At 61.1% G+C, this 16,036-nt stretch carries 21 protein-coding genes and 1 pseudogene; 7 read left to right on the forward strand and 15 right to left on the reverse strand.

Going from position 1 to position 16,036, the window contains the following annotated elements:
* Positions 1-100 precede the first annotated feature (100 nt).
* Positions 101-562, forward strand: coding sequence for a hypothetical protein (locus EWF95_RS01390; protein WP_142442193.1), 462 nt, complete (start codon positions 101-103; stop codon positions 560-562).
* Here the strand turns inward: EWF95_RS01390 and EWF95_RS01395 are convergent.
* The 7 genes from EWF95_RS01395 to EWF95_RS01425 form a co-directional block, all read right to left on the reverse strand.
* Positions 489-1,391 carry a hypothetical protein gene (locus EWF95_RS01395; protein ID WP_142442194.1) on the reverse strand — a complete coding sequence of 301 codons (903 nt, stop codon included), beginning with the start codon at positions 1,389-1,391 and terminating at the stop codon, positions 489-491. The two genes, EWF95_RS01390 and EWF95_RS01395, sit on opposite strands and share 74 nt — an antisense overlap.
* Positions 1,392-2,131: 740 nt before the next feature.
* Positions 2,132-3,124 (reverse strand): phosphonate ABC transporter, permease protein PhnE, encoded by a 993-nt coding sequence (gene phnE, locus EWF95_RS01400; protein ID WP_142442195.1) that lies wholly within the window; start codon positions 3,122-3,124, stop codon positions 2,132-2,134.
* Entirely contained in the window at positions 3,121-3,921 is an 801-nt protein-coding gene (gene phnC / locus EWF95_RS01405) for a phosphonate ABC transporter ATP-binding protein (protein ID WP_142442196.1), read from the reverse strand. The genes phnE and phnC overlap by 4 nt, the downstream gene beginning before the upstream one ends.
* Positions 3,922-3,927: 6 nt before the next feature.
* Positions 3,928-4,938 (reverse strand): PhnD/SsuA/transferrin family substrate-binding protein, encoded by a 1,011-nt coding sequence (locus tag EWF95_RS01410; RefSeq protein WP_142442197.1) that lies wholly within the window; start codon positions 4,936-4,938, stop codon positions 3,928-3,930.
* Between the two features lie 300 nt (positions 4,939-5,238).
* Positions 5,239-5,676 carry a TRAM domain-containing protein gene (locus EWF95_RS01415; protein ID WP_142442198.1) on the reverse strand — a complete coding sequence of 146 codons (438 nt, stop codon included), beginning with the start codon at positions 5,674-5,676 and terminating at the stop codon, positions 5,239-5,241.
* A gap of 90 nt (positions 5,677-5,766) precedes the next feature.
* Positions 5,767-6,294: a hypothetical protein gene (locus EWF95_RS01420; protein WP_142442199.1), complete on the reverse strand. Its 528-nt coding sequence runs from the start codon at positions 6,292-6,294 to the stop codon at positions 5,767-5,769.
* Between the two features lie 143 nt (positions 6,295-6,437).
* Positions 6,438-7,253, reverse strand: coding sequence for a hypothetical protein (locus EWF95_RS01425; RefSeq protein WP_142442200.1), 816 nt, complete (start codon positions 7,251-7,253; stop codon positions 6,438-6,440).
* Between the two features lie 100 nt (positions 7,254-7,353).
* On the opposite strand from EWF95_RS01425, the pseudogene EWF95_RS01430 reads away from it, so the two are divergent.
* The 5 genes and pseudogenes from EWF95_RS01430 to EWF95_RS01450 form a co-directional block, all read left to right on the forward strand.
* Positions 7,354-7,758, forward strand: a pseudogene (locus tag EWF95_RS01430) (30S ribosomal protein S6e); the annotation flags it as partial.
* Positions 7,759-7,967: 209 nt separating this feature from the next.
* Entirely contained in the window at positions 7,968-8,408 is a 441-nt protein-coding gene (locus EWF95_RS01435; RefSeq protein WP_142442202.1) for a DUF7112 family protein, read from the forward strand.
* 112 nt (positions 8,409-8,520) lie between these two features.
* Positions 8,521-8,958, forward strand: coding sequence for a DUF5807 family protein (locus EWF95_RS01440; protein WP_142442203.1), 438 nt, complete (start codon positions 8,521-8,523; stop codon positions 8,956-8,958).
* Between the two features lie 83 nt (positions 8,959-9,041).
* A complete protein-coding gene (locus EWF95_RS01445) occupies positions 9,042-9,698 on the forward strand; it encodes a potassium channel family protein (RefSeq protein ID WP_142442204.1) in 657 nt (218 codons plus the stop codon).
* Between the two features lie 42 nt (positions 9,699-9,740).
* Positions 9,741-10,349 carry a DUF7384 family protein gene (locus tag EWF95_RS01450; protein WP_246055607.1) on the forward strand — a complete coding sequence of 203 codons (609 nt, stop codon included), beginning with the start codon at positions 9,741-9,743 and terminating at the stop codon, positions 10,347-10,349.
* A gap of 69 nt (positions 10,350-10,418) precedes the next feature.
* Here the strand turns inward: EWF95_RS01450 and rdgB are convergent, their stop codons facing one another.
* The 8 genes from rdgB to EWF95_RS01490 form a co-directional block, all read right to left on the reverse strand.
* Positions 10,419-10,985, reverse strand: a complete 567-nt coding sequence (rdgB, locus tag EWF95_RS01455) for an RdgB/HAM1 family non-canonical purine NTP pyrophosphatase (RefSeq protein WP_142442205.1) — start codon at positions 10,983-10,985, stop codon at positions 10,419-10,421.
* A 42-nt stretch (positions 10,986-11,027) separates the two neighbouring features.
* On the reverse strand, positions 11,028-11,321 hold the full coding sequence (locus EWF95_RS01460) for a DUF5808 domain-containing protein (RefSeq protein WP_142442206.1): 294 nt from the start codon (positions 11,319-11,321) through the stop codon (positions 11,028-11,030).
* 86 nt (positions 11,322-11,407) lie between these two features.
* Positions 11,408-13,183 carry a bifunctional N(6)-L-threonylcarbamoyladenine synthase/serine/threonine protein kinase gene (locus EWF95_RS01465; RefSeq protein WP_142442207.1) on the reverse strand — a complete coding sequence of 592 codons (1,776 nt, stop codon included), beginning with the start codon at positions 13,181-13,183 and terminating at the stop codon, positions 11,408-11,410.
* Between the two features lie 6 nt (positions 13,184-13,189).
* Positions 13,190-13,501 carry a 30S ribosomal protein S24e gene (locus tag EWF95_RS01470; protein WP_142442208.1) on the reverse strand — a complete coding sequence of 104 codons (312 nt, stop codon included), beginning with the start codon at positions 13,499-13,501 and terminating at the stop codon, positions 13,190-13,192.
* An 80-nt stretch (positions 13,502-13,581) separates the two neighbouring features.
* The gene (locus tag EWF95_RS01475; RefSeq protein WP_142442209.1) at positions 13,582-14,328 is read right to left on the reverse strand and encodes a lycopene cyclase domain-containing protein; all 747 of its coding nucleotides are present in this window, start codon (positions 14,326-14,328) and stop codon (positions 13,582-13,584) included.
* A gap of 160 nt (positions 14,329-14,488) precedes the next feature.
* On the reverse strand, positions 14,489-14,908 hold the full coding sequence (locus EWF95_RS01480; protein ID WP_142442210.1) for a universal stress protein: 420 nt from the start codon (positions 14,906-14,908) through the stop codon (positions 14,489-14,491).
* A gap of 78 nt (positions 14,909-14,986) precedes the next feature.
* Positions 14,987-15,334: a DUF7116 family protein gene (locus EWF95_RS01485; protein WP_142442211.1), complete on the reverse strand. Its 348-nt coding sequence runs from the start codon at positions 15,332-15,334 to the stop codon at positions 14,987-14,989.
* An 82-nt stretch (positions 15,335-15,416) separates the two neighbouring features.
* Positions 15,417-15,662, reverse strand: coding sequence for a DUF5816 domain-containing protein (locus EWF95_RS01490; RefSeq protein ID WP_142442212.1), 246 nt, complete (start codon positions 15,660-15,662; stop codon positions 15,417-15,419).
* Positions 15,663-15,814: 152 nt separating this feature from the next.
* Here EWF95_RS01490 and EWF95_RS01495 point away from each other — a divergent pair, with 152 nt between their 5' ends.
* Entirely contained in the window at positions 15,815-16,024 is a 210-nt protein-coding gene (locus EWF95_RS01495; protein ID WP_142442213.1) for a ribbon-helix-helix domain-containing protein, read from the forward strand.
* The last annotated feature ends 12 nt before the right edge of the window (positions 16,025-16,036 follow it).

A 16,036-nucleotide genomic window follows, 5' to 3' on the forward strand; every position in this document is an offset into this window, starting at 1 on the left:
CTCCCCGGAGATGTATTCCTCAAGTCGCTCTTGACCGGCACCTCACACAAAATCATTTTACCTTGGTAGGACTAATTATAATTTAGAGGAGTGCTCGTCTATGAGCAAAGAACTGGAGATCTCACGGGAGCAATTGATTCCGCTCGCGTTGCTCCATGCGTCGGGACACGAAATCAAGGGGAAGACGCGTCTCCAGAAGCTTGCGTTCCTTCTCGATAAAGAGATACTCGGAGAGCAATTCAAGGCCTACGATTTCAAAAAGTACGATTACGGGCCATTCTCCAAGCTTCTTCTCAAGGACACCGAGAGGCTGCAAGAAAATGATGTAGTCGATATCAATCAAAAGGCCACGTTCTCAGGCAATGTTCGATACGATTACATACTTAACGATCAGTGGCTGGATGAGGTAGAAGAACTCGCTGATGATGATGATATCGGCGAAATCTTTGACGCGGCCGAGGAATTAGTGCGGAAACATGAGGACAAGTCTATTCGTGATCTAGTGGAATACATTTACGACAAATATCCCGAATACGAGAATAACAGCGTTTACCAATATTGATTACAGGGATTTCCCCTTCTTCATCTCCTTCATCTTCCTCCTCTCCTTCATCTTCCTCCTCTCCTTCATCTTCCTCCTCTCCTTCATCTTCCTCCTCTCCTTCATCTCTTTCAGTCTCTTTTTCATTGATTCTGTTCCCACCGAGGCGAATATTAGAACCGACATCTGAGTCATCGTCTTCAGATGAATACGGGCGGTTCTCTAAATCCGAATCAGGCCCGAGCAGAGAATGTGACGCCCTTTCTTTCGCGTTTACGAGATTCTGAAGAAATACCATGTATTTGTCGTTTAGCCAGCCACGCTCTTTATCAAGATACTGATCGTGGACAATTATTCTCGAAATGTCTTGCTGACCGTGGTACGACATCTCACCTAGTTTCTCCACATCAGGTGTTTCTTCATCCAATTTGCGAGGACCTTGTATAAGGAGATCCTTATTTTCAAGGCTGTTGCCTATCTGTTCGAATTCTCCTGTGATTTTATCACCGTTGCAAGTAACCACGGTAATCCGGTCGTCAGGGGACACCTTCTCTACCAGCTCGTCCCAAGGTTGCATTAGATATTTTCTCTGGCGATTATCCTGATCGATGAATACGTATTGAATCATTCCGAATAACACTCCCAGTCCAGTGGCGAGCACGGTCTGAGAAATAATCAGATTCGTAGACTCGAGGATTGTCAGACGAGAAATCGTCTCGACCGATAACGCCCCGGTAATTGCTACCTTCGAAACGATATCATATGAGGGAATCAGTTGAACAACATCTGGGAGTATTGTCTGTCGGAGTAGTGAGATTCCTGCCAGAGAAGCATACCCACCGATTGCCATTAGAACCAATTTGGTGAGTCGTGTCGTTCGATCTTGAGCCACATTTGCCCAGATATATGCCCGGAAGGCGACATAGCCCGGGATAAGCAAATACAAAAAGATGATGAGTTGACCTGCCAACCCGGGCGGTCTCACTTGGGCAATCATCTGTTAGTTTGGTATCAATAGGATGGTTAAATTGTATTGATTCTGGTACTGCTACTCAGCAGAAACGGGAGAGCATGAAATAGAATGAAGATCAGGAGAAATTCAAGATCAATTTTTCTATGAAGTTCTTGGTTCAATGCAAGTCTGCGATCTCTCACTTGCAGACTGGGGTGTCGCCACACCCGATGGCCTCTATGGCTATCCCCGCAATAAATCTATCAAGGCATCCGTGACGCTGGTTACGAATTGTGCTGGTTGATTAATGCTATCTCAGCTAGCCGTCTTGCGGGGACTAACACTTTCACATTCGCACAATCAGTATATTATTACAAAGTTGGACAAGTGTATTCTAATTTTACCATTGTTTGAATAAAAATTTGCATTGTTCCGTGTTATGAATGGACGTAGGCAGGAGACAAAGAATAATCTGGTTCGGCCACTATACTCAATGTAAGATTCTATTAACAGACTCCTAGGTTCGACTGCTCAAGGTCCAAGTTAGGCTTCGGATATTTCCTTTACATCCGACGACAACACTGTAACACTGACTAGACTGTCTGTTTGATCCGGAGAAGAAAAGATACTCACACAGGTTAGAAGAGTGATTTCGACAGCCGCTCCGGCAATCCAACAATGCGATCATAGAGGCTCAACCCTTCATCGTCGTCGCCGCCGCGGAGATACGAGCGCGTTCGCTGGCTGATCATCTCAACAGAGAGTACCAACAAGACGATAAACAGGATCGTCGCCATCATATTCGTAAACTTGAACGTTTGCTGCTCGATCGACAGCGTGACGCCGAGACCACCAGCCCCGATGATGCCGAGCCCCACCGCCGACCGGACGTTGTTTTCGAGGATAAACATCGACCACGCGATGAACGGCCGCACGATCTGAGTGATCATCCCGAAGGTGATCACCTGTGGTTTGTCGGCGCCGGTGCTGCTGATCCCCTCGATGGGGCCGTCGTCGATCTCTTCAAGTTCATCGGTGAGGAGCCGTCCCAACTCGCCGATGGTGTCGGTGCCGATGGCCAGCGTCGCGGTCACCGGGGAAATACCGCCCAGCGGCACGTAGATCAGCGCCCAGACGAGCGACGGGATCGAGCGAATGATGCTCATAACCCCACGGAAGAGGAAGTTGATCGGGAACGGCGTGACACGCTCGTTGCCGAGAATCCCGAACAGCAGGGCCAGCGGCGCGCCCAAGATCGTCCCCGCAAGCGCGATCGCCAGCGTGATGCCGGCCTCCCCGACCAGTCCGGCTTCGACCCAAAACTGGTAGTATCGACCGACATCGACAGCAGGCAGAAAGCCGAAGTAGAGTTCGGGCGGGAAATACTGTGTGAGCGCGTCGGTGAACTCCGGCCAGTACTGAATCCACTCTTCCCGCCAGAAGCCGACCATCACGAGCGAGCCAACCAACAAGATCCCGATGACGACGAGCAGGGCAAACTGCGAGAGCCGGCGCAGCAGCCGCGTGCGTTTGAGCGCGGTATGCCGCTGTCTGACAGCTGAGTCGGCGTCGTCACCGCGGATAACACCTTTGAGAAATCGCCCGACAACCGAATCGGAATCAGCACTCATGGCTTGGCCCCGATGCCTGGCGTTTCCTCCGGAGCAGTGTCGATCACCGCCTCCGGATCGGGTTCCTCGCGGAGCTCCTCGGTTTCAATGTGGCCGTAGATCTCTTCGAGAACATCGGTCGTCAGCTCCTCGCGGGAGCCGGTAAACACCACTCGCCCCTGCTTGAGGCCGATGAACTGCTCGCCGAACTCGCGGGCGATGTTGACCTGATGGAGGCTTGCAAGCGTCGTGAGATCTCGCGTCTTAGCCGTCTCGCGGAGGTACGCCATCACCGTCTCCGCACTCGATGGATCGAGGCTAGCTACCGGTTCGTCGGCGAGCAGGAGCTCGGGTTGCTGAACCAGCGCGCGAGCGATACCGACCCGCTGCTGTTGGCCACCGCTCATACTGCGTACCGTCTGGCCGGCCTCATCAAGCAGGCCGACCGTCTCCAGAGCCTCCAGTGCGAGTTCCTTCTCCTCAGCAGGCTGGCGGCTGAGCAGGCTCCGGAAAAACCCGGTTCTGTTGAGCGTCCCGGTGAGGGCGTTGCTGTAGGCACTCAGCTCCTCGACGAGGTTGTGCTGCTGAAACACCATCCCGACATCCGACCGCGAGTTGGTGATCTCCTCGTCGTCGATGTAGACACCCCCAGACGTTGGCTCGGTCAGCCCGTTGAGGATGCGCAACAGCGTCGATTTGCCGGCCCCGGATTCGCCGAGGACGACGGCGAAGGTTCCGTCCGGGATCTCGAAGGAGACCTCCGAGAGGGCTGTCGTCTCGCTGTATCGCTTCGTCAGGTTCTCGACACGGAGTACCATCGGTCGTTAGAGCTGGCCCAGATCGACGTTGAGCGTGTCGATCACGTCGATAACCGGCTGATAGTCGTCGATGCTGGCCTCCGTTACCGCGGTCAGTGGATTCTCAACCTCGCCATCGGGCTCGCGGAGCGTGCCGTCATCGATACCGACGATCGCATCTTCGATATCTGACCGCAGCGGATGCTCCCAGTTGCTGCGCGCGATGATCGGGGAGAAGGGCAGTGATGTTGATGCCTCGACCAGCTGCAGTTCGGGCGACTCCGTCCCAACCTCGTCGTCCCACCGTCCGGAACCCTCGCGGACGCGATCCGGCCACTGATCCTCCGGGATGTGGTTCAGCAGCACCGCGATATCGCAGCCACAGGCGACGACATCGTCCCGATTGATCAGCGTCTGCACGGCGTTTCGGTGGCTCCCCGTCCACTCGCCGTTGTAATCGACCGGATCGCCGTACGGTGCCTCACCGGTGTCAAGCCCGGCTTGGTTCAGCATGTAGTTGGGGTACAGCGAGCCGCTGGTCGATGGTCGATCCGCAAACGCGATCGTTTTTCCCTCGATGTCGGCGGTCTCCTCGATGTCGGAATCGGGAAGCGTGGCAAGTGCCGAGAAATACACCGACGCGCCGCCTTCTTCGACGATGCCGACGACATCGATCTGATCCGGATTCGCAAGCAGGACGATGTCGCTGCGGGTCATCTCAGCTTGGTTGTTGATCAGGGCTTGGCCGATAGCTGAGGTGTTGTCCGCAAAGTCAACGTTGAACGGCGCGTCGGGAACGGTTGAGCGAACATGTTCTCTGAACGGTTCCCACATCTCCTCGGTATCTCCCGGCGTTTCGCCCGGCGTCTCAAGAAAGCTCACCGGCTCGTAGTCGGCTCCCGACGACCCACCATCAGCACCGTCACCGGAACTCCCGTCGGAACTGCCACCGGAACTATCTGAGCTACAGCCCGCGAGACCAGCTGTCAGTGCCACACCGGTACTCTGCAGCACGCGTCGACGTGTTTGATCTGCCATCACCTCACTCTGAACGAAATATTTACTTATTCACTTATAATATCCGTACGAAAAGATATGTGCAGATATTGGCGCATGATACACCACAATAGCAGTATATAGAGCCGTTACCGAAAGTGCTACTGGATGGCGAGTTCGGTGGTAGTTCCTCATACTCAGCCGTGCGTACAAGACTCGACAAACAGCGACTCACTCGACACGCAACAGATAGCAAGCCCTACTCAACACGCAACAGATAGCAAGCCCTACTCAACACGCAACAGATAGCAAGCCCTACTCAACACGCAACAGACAGCACGCCTACTCAGCGTGATCAAGCCGGTCGATCACGGTGCCGAATGCGACGTTTGGTTGTACCGTCTCGATGCGGATCTCGACGGTTTCGCCCTCGTCAGTTTCGGGGACGATCACCACGTAGCCGCGTTCGACACGGGTAATCCCGTCGCCTTGGTCGCCGACATCCTCGATCTCAACGACGCGGGTTTCGCCCTCGCTGACCGGCGGCTCCGGCTGTGACGGCGTGGGATCATCACGCTGGGGGGTCGCCTCGGAAGTCTCGGTTGGCGTGCGTGTGTCGGTCGTGCCGTCGGATTTCGCCAACACGGCAACGCGCAGGGTCTCTCCCGGGGTGATCGAACCCTGTTCGACCTCCGAAGCCGGCACACTGAAGCTGTAGCCCTCCTCGGTTTCGGTTAGTTCTGCGGTGTACAGACAGGCGAGTTGCTCGGGGATCTCCATTGAGTTGGTTCAAGAGGTTCGGCCAGTCTCTTGAACCTAACGACACCACCAGCGAGAGGGGCTGTTGCCGTACGGCAGGCCACACCGCCGTTAGGTGCTGTACTCCTCAACCAGATTGGTCAGTGGGGTTCGGAGCTGTCCGGTGCCATCAACGTCGCCCGTTTTGTAGATCCGATACTCCTCGTCGTGTTTGGTGACGGTGATCAGCTGTTCGCCCGGCTCGACGTTCCAGCCGGCCTCCTCAAGCCGTTCTTCGAGTGCCGTCAGATCGACCGTCTCCTCGGCGAGCATGACCGCCGCCTGCTGGCCGGTCAGCGTCCGCAGTCTGGCCGCGGGGAAGGTGTAGAGCTTCACGTCGTGATCGGTCGCCCCATCGTAGAGCTCCGCGGGTGAGGCCTCCGTCCAGTCGGGCCACCGGCGGTTGAGTCCGGATTCGACGAACGCGACGGTGACCGCGGGGTCAGACGGATCATACTCCGGGTTGTCCGCGGCGACCGTTCGATCCGAGTCCGGATCCGAGACGGTGACTTCGCTGATCGGTTCCTCCTGATTGGAGACAACGACCGCGAGATCTGGATCGTCGTCGTCGGTGTCAACAACGTACTCGCCCGGTTCCATATCCTCTCGTTACCAGAGCCGGAATAAATACTTCCTGCATATGTGTCGACATCATAGATCCCTCGCCACGAAGCACTCGGTAGTGTGGCTGGATCGTCGTCAACAGACACAGCTGCAACAAAAGCCCCGCCGGCAGCGCGACGCTAGTACCGCGAGGGGAGGAACGCGAAGGCGATCAGAAGCATCGAGATGAAGCCCGCGGTAAACGTCACCCACCGCAGCCCGGTGACGCGCTGGGAGAACGCTTCCTGTTCGGCGACGGCCGCCGCGTAGGCCTCGTCGTCGCTCGTCAGCTCAAGTGTGTTCGATCCGATGAAGTAGGCGGTGTATGTGCTGTTGTCGGCGAGTGTGAGCGTACCGCCAGCCTCCAGCTGCTGGCTGTTGGACTCGTCGGTCGTCCACGAGAGGCCGACGCTCCCGTTTTCGATCGAGTCGATCGTCACCTGCTGGCCATCGTAGGGGATCGACTCCCCTTGGCTGAATGTGACGGTGGCGATCGACGGCTCGAAGTATTCCTCGGCCGGGACGCGCTCGTCGTCAACGAGCACGAACTCGCCGTCATCACCCGAGTAGGTCGTGTTGTCGGCGGCGGGATCGGATTCGAGGATCGCCGTTCGGTCGATGACTTCCTCGACGGTCACCGTCGAGGAGCTGGCACTGACAACCGTCCACTCCCGCTCATCGACAGTGACGGTGTCGCCCTCGGCCCACTCGTCGGTGTTTTCGACGCCGGTCACCGTCCACTCGACGGTGCCGGTGACGGTGCCGTCGTCACCCTCCTCGATCGTCGCCGCGGTGTAGGTCTGTCCGCCAACGGTGAACTCCTCACCCGACGACAGCTGGAAATCCGGGTTGTCGACCGTTACTTGTGGTTGCTCGGCTGTTACCATCAGCGTGTACGACGCCACACCGATGAGCACGAATAACGCGACATAGACGGCCACAGCGCGTCGTTGCATATTTCGGGCAACGTACGTCCGGTGTATAACGATTACTAACCGCCGGTGGCCGGCGGCTGGTTTCGACGTGCTTTTTATCGGCGACCGAACACAGGATGGTATGGCAGAATTCCAAGTCGCCGTCGCTGACCCCCGCGACGGGCAGACGTATCAACACGAGGTCGACGGACAGGACGCCAACCGGTTCCTCGGCCGCGAGCTCGGCGAGGAGGTCGACGGCGGCGCGGTCGGCCTCGATTCGTACACCCTCGAACTCACCGGCGGCTCCGACGAGACGGGCCGACCGATGCGGGAGGATGTCCCGGGCGCACAGATCCGCGAACGACTGCTTGAGGGCGGCGTCGGCTTCAACCCGAGCCGCAACGGCGAGCGCAAGCGGATCACCGTCCGCGGCCGCCAGATCTCCGAGGCAACCGCTCAGGTCAACGCGACGATCGTCGACAGCGACGACAACGTCCGTGTCGCCCTCGGCCTTGAGGAGCCGGAGCCTGACGAGGATGAGGAAGCTGACGCCGATGAGGACGAAGCAGCTGACGCCGAAGATGCCGAGGACGAAGACGCCGATAGTGAGGACGCGGACGCCGAGGACGCTGAGGAAGCCGACGAGGAAAGCGAGGCCGACGCTGACGACGCTGATGCCGACGACGCCGAGGAAGCCGCTGACGACGAGGCGGCCGACAGCGACGACGAGAAAGAGGACGCCTAACCCTCTTGATGTCGACGCGGCTTCCGAGCGACAGCGACGCGGTCGACTCCTACCGGGCGACGATCGTCCGCCGCGGCGGCAGCCGCACCCCCTGTCTTGAACTCCCGGCAGCCGTCGCCGAGGCGGTCGCTGTCGACGATCGAGTCACGATCGTTATCGACGGCACGGAATACTACGCGACCGTTGCTGGCGACGACAGCGGGCGACTGCTGTACGGTGCCTATGAGACCCGCAAACAGGCTCGCACAACCGGCGCGGGCACCAACCGACTCGGTAGGTGGCTCCGAGAACTCGACCGTGAGATCGGCGACAGCGTCATCTGTGATGTGATCGTCGACGGCGAGCGATACGGGCTGCGCGCGCCGGGGGACCGCGCCGTCTACACCGTCAAGCACGAACCACGAGACTCCTTGCAGTCGATCGCCGAATCGCTCGACGGCGACAGCTGAGTCACGCGGCGACGATCGCTAATTCGATCGACGACGACAACCACTGAGCCACGGGGCTGTGGCGACCCGACCGAGTGGATATCCCTAAATGCGTGGCGTCACCACGGCGGGTATGGACGATCTCACCGCGTTTCTCGCCGGCGACCGACTTGATGATGTGGCGATCTATGTCGCCGATTCCTTCTTCGATGGCGACCACCCGCTGTCAACCGCCGGCATCGACGTCGATGGTGGCGTCGTACTCGTCGTCCCCGGCGAGACAGGCCGGGAGGCCTTCGCCGACAGCACCGGGCTCGATCCGATGGCGTTCGCTAAACAGGCGATGGATCGTACCGGCGAGATCGACGACCGCCTCGCCGGCGGGGCGTGTCCCGATGGGGAGGAAGCACCAGCTGACGACCACCACATCGAGTTCGTCTTCGCGTTCGCCGAGGCCGAAAACCAGGAGGTCGGCGGCCTCTACGCCGAGGGAGATGTGATCCACGCCTACGCCCACTGTGCCTGCGGTACCGATTTCAGCCAAAAGTGGCTGGTCGACTCCGACAACTAAACCGCCAACAACCCTGACAGTTGAACCGCCAGCGACCCCGCGGGGAACACATCTTTTTGTCAGCGACCCACATACGATATCGTATGCGAATCATTGTCGTTGGCTACGGCCGGGTCGGAGCCCGCACGGCCCGGGTGTTAGCCGAGGAAGGCTACGATGTCGTCGTTGTCGACAACGACCGCGAGAAGGTCGATCGCGCTCGCGAGACAGGACTGACCGTGGTTCACGGCGACGGGGCCGACGAGGCGGTGTTACAGGAGGCTGGCATCGCCGACGCCGACGCCATCGGCGGGATCACCGGCGACGTGGCGGTCAACCACAAGATCTGCCTGCTCGGCCAGGAGTACGGCTGTCGAACCGTCCTGCGGATCAGCGAGGATGTGAGCAGCGAGAAATACGAGGAGTACGCCGCGGCCGCCGACGATGTCATCTACCCCCAGCGGCTCGGCGCGGCCGGCGCGAAAACCGCGTTGCTCGGCGGCAGTCTCAACGCGATCGGCGATCTGACCGAAGCCCTCCAGCTGACGACGGTCACCGTCGACGACGACGCCCCGATCGTCGGCCAGCGGGTCTCGGAGATCGAGCTGCCGGAGACCGCACGGCTCTACGCCCACGGCCACAAACGCGATCCGATGACGATCCCGCTGCCGTCGACGACCATCGAGGCCGGCGACCGGCTGGCACTCGTCGTCGAGCGCGACGCCGTCGACGAGGTTACCGCGATCCTCCTCGGCGAGTAACCGACTGCGAACGCTCTTGTGGATCGCGCCGCAACGCCGGGTATGAACTGGCCGGGGCTGTTCGATCGCGCGCCGACGGCCGATCGTGCGGCCATCGACACCGCGCTCTCCTCGCACCGGGATGATGGGGAGCCGACCGCAAAAGACGAGGCAACCGATTCGCCCACACCGACCGAGCCACGCGAGCCACAGCCGACACGCGTCGTCGTCGACGCCGACGTGCTCGTGGCCGATCTGCTGGGCGACAGCGACGCCAGAACCGCCCTCGACGTACTGTGGCAGCACTCCTGGACGACGCTTGTCGCCAGCGACGACCTGCTCGCCGACGCCGAAGCCGTCATCGAAGCGGTCGCCGACAGCGGGCTGGCGGCCGACTGGCGAGCCGCGATCGAGACCTGGCGCGAGCCGGTTGTCCACCCGCCGGGCGACCATCCCGCGCTCGCGTCGGCCTACCGCGGTGGCGCGATGCATCTGCTGTCGTTCGACGAGACCCTCACCGACTCACAGGCCGGCGCGGCACTCAACCAACGGGTGTCGGTCAGCGTGCGCTCACCGGCGGCGTTCGCACACCTGTTCGATCCAGAGAGTCTGTACGAAACTGTCGATAACGATCCCTACGGCGGCCCGGATCGGGAGCCTCGCGGCGGGTAGCTACCGATCGCTGTACCACGCAGCTACCGATCGCTGGCTCACGCAGCTATTGGTCGCTGTACTACGTGGCTATCGATCGCTGTACCACGCGGCGAAGGATTCGAGCGCGCGCCCGCGGTGGGAAACCTCGTTTTTTTCCTCGGAGGAGAGTTCCGCGAACGTCGCGCCGTCGTGTTCGAAGATCGGATCGTAGCCGAAGCCACCCGAGCCCCGTGGCGCGACGATCTCACCGTCGACGACGCCGGTGAAACACCGAACCGGGAGGTCGCCGTCGTCGGCCGGATCGTCGACGGGCTCACCGTCGCAGTAGGCCAACACACAGCGGAACGCGGCACCCCGATCGGCCAGCGGCTCGGCCAGCTCCCAGACTCGGTCGACGCCGATCGTGTGTTCGACAAACGAGGAGTACGGCCCCGGAAAGCCGTCGAAGGCGTCGATGAAGAGCCCAGCGTCGTCGACGATGACCGGCTCGCCGACCTCGCGGTAGGCGTCGCGGGCACCCGCGGCCGCGATCGGCTCCAGCGTCGGGGCCTGGATCTCCGGGTAGTCGTAGTCGTAGTCGTCGATCGTCGCCTCGCCAAGGTAGCTTCGGGCCTCCCGGAGCTTGCCGGGGTTGGTCGTCACATACTGCAGCATAGCTGGTGGTTCGTCGCGGCGCGAAAAGAGGCGTCGATCCGATTAGTCCTCGACGATGACCTCGACCGGCTCGTCGTCACCGTCGTCGTCGATATCGATATCCTCGCTGTCGTCGCTGCCGCCGCTACGCTCCTGGTAGAGCAGCGCGCCGGCGACGCCAAGGGCGACCCACGACCGCCAGCTGGCGAGGTTCAGCGTGTAACCGATACCAAAGGGTTTCTCGACGAGCATCCCCTCGTCGGATTGCCAGTGGGACGACAGCAGCCGGCCGATGGAGGGGCGTTCGAAGTTATACGGGATGCCAAACAGCGTTCCAGACTCTGATTTCTTTCCCATGCCCTTGGATAGTCGCCTCACCGTAATGAAAATTCGCCTTTATCGGCTGACAGATCGACAACTCACGGCGATCCGCGGCGACCGATCTACTGGTAGCGACCGCGATCAGCGACCGTTACCAGCCGGTCGACGACCGCGGGGTCGCCGGCCGCGGTGTAGCCGTCGATGACGGCTTCGAGCAGCGAGTCAGGGTCGTCGGCGGTCGCGGCGATGCTCTGCCGGAGGACGTGGAGATCCATCGCGTGATCCTCGATGTGGCCCGTATGAAAACCGAGGCCAAAATCGATCAGCCAGACCCGGTCGCCGACACGGATGTTCCGGGTCGTTGGATCCCCGTGGACGAGCCCCGCGTCGTGGATCGCCGCGAGATGCCGACCGGCTGTCGCCACCGCCTCCGTGGTCAGCCGTTCGGCGAGGTCGGCGTCGCCGACATGCTGGAGGTGGATCGTTGCGCGCTCGCGGTCGACATCCCAGACAAGGGGTGTCGGGACGCCGGCGGCGCGGGCCTCGGCGGTCAGCCGCGCCTCGGCGGCCGTCCGCTCGCGGGTTAGCGTCGCGTCGAGATCGGGGTGGCGGTAGGACTTCGAGAGCCGGTGTTTGCGAACGCTTCGGCCGGGGAGATCGAACGCGGCGTCGGCCGGCCCAACGGGGTCGACGATGGCTTCCGCGCCGCGCTGACGCGATGGCGATGCGGCCGCGCTCTCAACGCCGTGACCGCGGGCAACCGACGCTTCGTTCTCGCGCCACGCGACAGCGACCTCATCGGGTCGAAAGTTCGGATCGACCTGTGAGTTCTCGATGGCGAGCGTCTGGCCGGCGGCGAACTGTTTGGCCCCCAACACGGCGATCATCCCGGCATTATCACGAAGAAACCGATTGTCGGGCGCGTAGAACGTCGCGCCGCGTTCCTCGCACATGGTCTCCAGCATCGATTGCAGGCGGGCGTTTTGGCCGACCCCACCGCCGAGGACGAGTTCGTCGGTACCTGTCAGCGACAGCGCGCGCTCGGCGACCTCGGTCAGCATCCCGAAGATGTGTTCTTGCAGCGAAAAGCAGATATCCTCGATCGCCTCACCTTCGTCGGCGGCGTCTTTCGCCGCGCTCATGATGCCCGAAAACGAGAAATCCATCCCTTTGACGACGTACGGGAGGTCGATTAGCTCACCGTCTTTTGCGGCTTCCTCGACTTTCGGGCCGCCGGGATGGCTCCAGCCGATATGGCGGGTAAACTTATCGAGGGCGTTGCCGACGCCGGTATCCATCGTCTCGCCCAGAATCCGGTAGCGGCCGTTATGATACCCCAGCAGGTGGGCGTTCGCGCCGGAGGCGTTCAGACAGACCGGCGAATCAAAGTCCGACTCATGGCGGCCGATTTCGAGATGGGCGACCATGTGGTTGACGCCGACTAACGGCACGTCGAGTGCTTGGGCGGCCGCCCGCGCCGCGGTGCCGACTGTCCGCAGACACGGGCCGAGACCCGGCCCCTGAGAGAAGGCGACACAGTCGATGTCGTAACGGTTTGCGCTTTCAGCGTCGCTGTCGGTGCTGTCGGCAGCGTCGCTGTCGGTGCTGTCGGCAGCGTCGCTGTCGGTGCTGTCGGCAGCGTCGCTGTCGGTGCTGTCGGCAGCGTCGCTGTCGGTGCTGTCGGCAGCGTCGCTATCGGTTGTCTCAGCGGCGTGGGCGAGCACGCGGTCGATAACCGCCGGGATCGCCTCGCCCATGTGCTCGGCGGCCTCACGCGGGTGAATGCCGCCGCTCTCCGGTTGGTAGGGATCCGACTCGATGAAAACCGACTCGTCGGATTCGTCGTAAACGGCCGCGCTGGCGGCCCATGCGGTGCCCTCAATGCCGAGCACGCGCATGTCGCCTTAGGCTTCCTCGGCGTCGGGGGCGTCGGCGTCCTCGGCGATCTTGTTGCGTTCGAGCATGTGTTCCTGTTCGACCTCGGCGGCGTGCTCCGGGCTCTCGTAGACCTTCGCGTAGCCGACCGTTTTCCGCATCCCGAAGGTGGTATCGAGCTCGTGGACGACGACTTCCTCGGCGTCCTTGTCGAGTTTGGCGGCGAGACTGTCACGAACCGAGAGCCGCGAGGGCGTGGCCTCGTCGTGAACGGTTTCAAATCGGATATCCGTGCGGTGCAGCATGGGGTTGTCCTCCTCGGAGACGATAGTGACGTCCATGGTTAGTTGCCTGTACTCCACCCGAAAGCTGTAAAAGGATTTCGAAGGGGGCTCTCCCCACGTCACCGCGGCGGCCGAGATTACTGCTGGGTCGCAGCCGTCCGCTGATCGTTCCAGTCGAGTACCCACTCAAACAGCACCAGCCCGGTGACGGTCATCACCCCGGCCGAGAGGAAAAACAGGATCTCCTCGATCGGCAGGCCGAACGGCGCGATCCCGGTCGTATACTCCTCGGAAAGCACCCACAGCCCACGACCGATCGCCCAGCGATCGATAACCCAGAGATAGACGGTCGGCACGAGCGAGGCCTCGATCCACGCCCGCGGCTGCCGGACGAGATAGCCGCCGCCGACAGCCCACTGCAGGGCGACAACCGGGCCGACCCACGCGAGCAGCCCGCCGAGATAGAGCCAGGATGGCCGCTGGAAAACCATCCAGAGCCCGCCGACGAAGAGGGCCACGCCGACGACGACGCCGGCGATCCGCGGGCGGCGATCGAAATCCCCCGGCTCGTAGCTTGGGTCAAAGCCCCGCCAGTAGAGATAAAACCCGACTGTCAGCGTCTGGACGGCGAAAAACAGGTACTCGCCAGCGGGAATCGACAGCAGGCGTGCAGTGACGACGCCCTCGCCGTACGCCCAAGCTCCACGCTGGATCATATACGAGCCCCACGGCGTCGTGTATGCGTAGGCGATCGCAACGAGGATCGCCAACCCGGCCGCGCCGCGTCGCCGCCGCCGCGGCTCGTAGTCCGGCACGAGCAGCCACAACAGCAACAGCGGCGGCAGCGTCAACACGAGATGAAAGCCGAGATAGGTCGACACCATTCGAGTACCCTACGGACGGCGACGGCAACAACGTTGCGCCCGCAGGCATCGACAGCAACGAATAACGCGTCACTCGCCCGCACCGTCAGCGTGTCTTCACCGTCAGCGTGTCTTCACTGCCGCCAGATTGGGCTGGGATCAGCCGCCGAACCCAGTCACCTCACTGATTTGTTACGCCGTCGGCGGTGACGGTGATCACCGTACAGTCAAGTTCGCCCTTGAGAAAATCGCCGATATCGGGATCGGCACGCAGCTTCCGGAGCATACGTTGCCACCGGCCGGCCTGTCGGGAGCCGATCACCACGAGGTCGGCATTCTCGCCGACGATCTCTTCGAGGATCGTCTCTTCGAGCAAAAAGCCGCGCCGGACGACATACCGCGCGTTGTCGAGCTCGCCGAACTCGGCCTCGACCGCCCGCTTGAGGTCGGTTCGGGTGACGTTGTTGCTGTTCTGATAGAGATCGACGTGGAGGATCGACAGCTCGGCGTCGCGGTCGTCGCTGATCGTGATCGCCTCCCGCAGCGTGGCGGCGGAGTGTTCACTGAGCGGATACCGAACCGGGACGACGACCAGCGTCATTGGGTGTTCTCACCGCCGGGCGAAAAAGAACATATCGCTCCGGTGTGTCGAACCGCGTCGACAGTTTCGGCCACGGCGTCAGATCGGGGCGGTGCCCGGCTCGGGATGGACGACCTGAAACTCGCCGTCGCCCTCGATCCCGATGATCGCCCAATCGTAGGGTGGCTTTGCCGACTGAAGATACGACTGTAGCTCCTCAGTACAGTCCATCCAGGTGACGAAACACCGGAGTCGCGGGCCGCCGGCGTCGCCGTAGTCGACGATCTCGTCGGGGGCCTTGGCGTCGTCGGCACACAACGGTGTTACCTGGACGCGCCGCCATTTGCGCTCGGCGACGAACTCGCTGCCGCGCTCCTCGATCGCGTAGCCGAGCCGTTTGAACACGTCTCGGGCCTCCTCAGCCGGTGGTATGGTAACAGTGGCCATCCACGTTCAGATTGTACGTAGTCCATGATAAAGCTTCCCACAGTTCTATGCTGGCGATACAGATGCGTACTCGCTTAGTGGCTCACTCGTGGGCAGCGTCCCACTCGTCGGGTTTGCGGATGTTCGAACAGCTGTTGCAGACCAGCCGGCCCATCGTATCCATCGCGTTGTCGAAGCCGCCGCAGGCGTTACAGTAGTAGCCCCAACGCTTCTCGCCGTCGGCGTCACAGTACACCGGATGAAAGAGATCGACCGAGCCGCGTTCCGACGCCTCCCGGTCGATGTAGACGGTGTCGCCGTCGGCTGTCGTCGCTTGCTCTCGGTGCATACCCACCCTCAGCACGCCGATGGTTTAGGCGTGTGGCTCGACAGCGGCGTCGTAGGCATGTGGCTCGACTGCGGCGTGGCGTGTGGCTCGACGGCGACATCGTCATGGTGCCGACAGGAGGACTTATTCGGCTTGCTGGTCGAACGACGGGTATGGCTGAGTACACCACAGTGTCGATCCCAAAAGAGCTCGGTAACCGTGTTGAAGAGACGATCGAAGGGACAAGCTTCACCTCGACGAGCGATCTCGTTCGATTCCTGCTGCGGAGTATCGTCATCCAACAGGAACCTGACGGCACAGTAACGGAGGAAGACTTTGCCGAGGTCACCGATCAGCTTCGGGATCTCGGCTACCTGGAGTAGCGACGATCGTCG

This window comes from Halonotius roseus, from assembly GCF_006861655.1.
Taxonomy (GTDB): domain Archaea; phylum Halobacteriota; class Halobacteria; order Halobacteriales; family Haloferacaceae; genus Halonotius; species Halonotius roseus.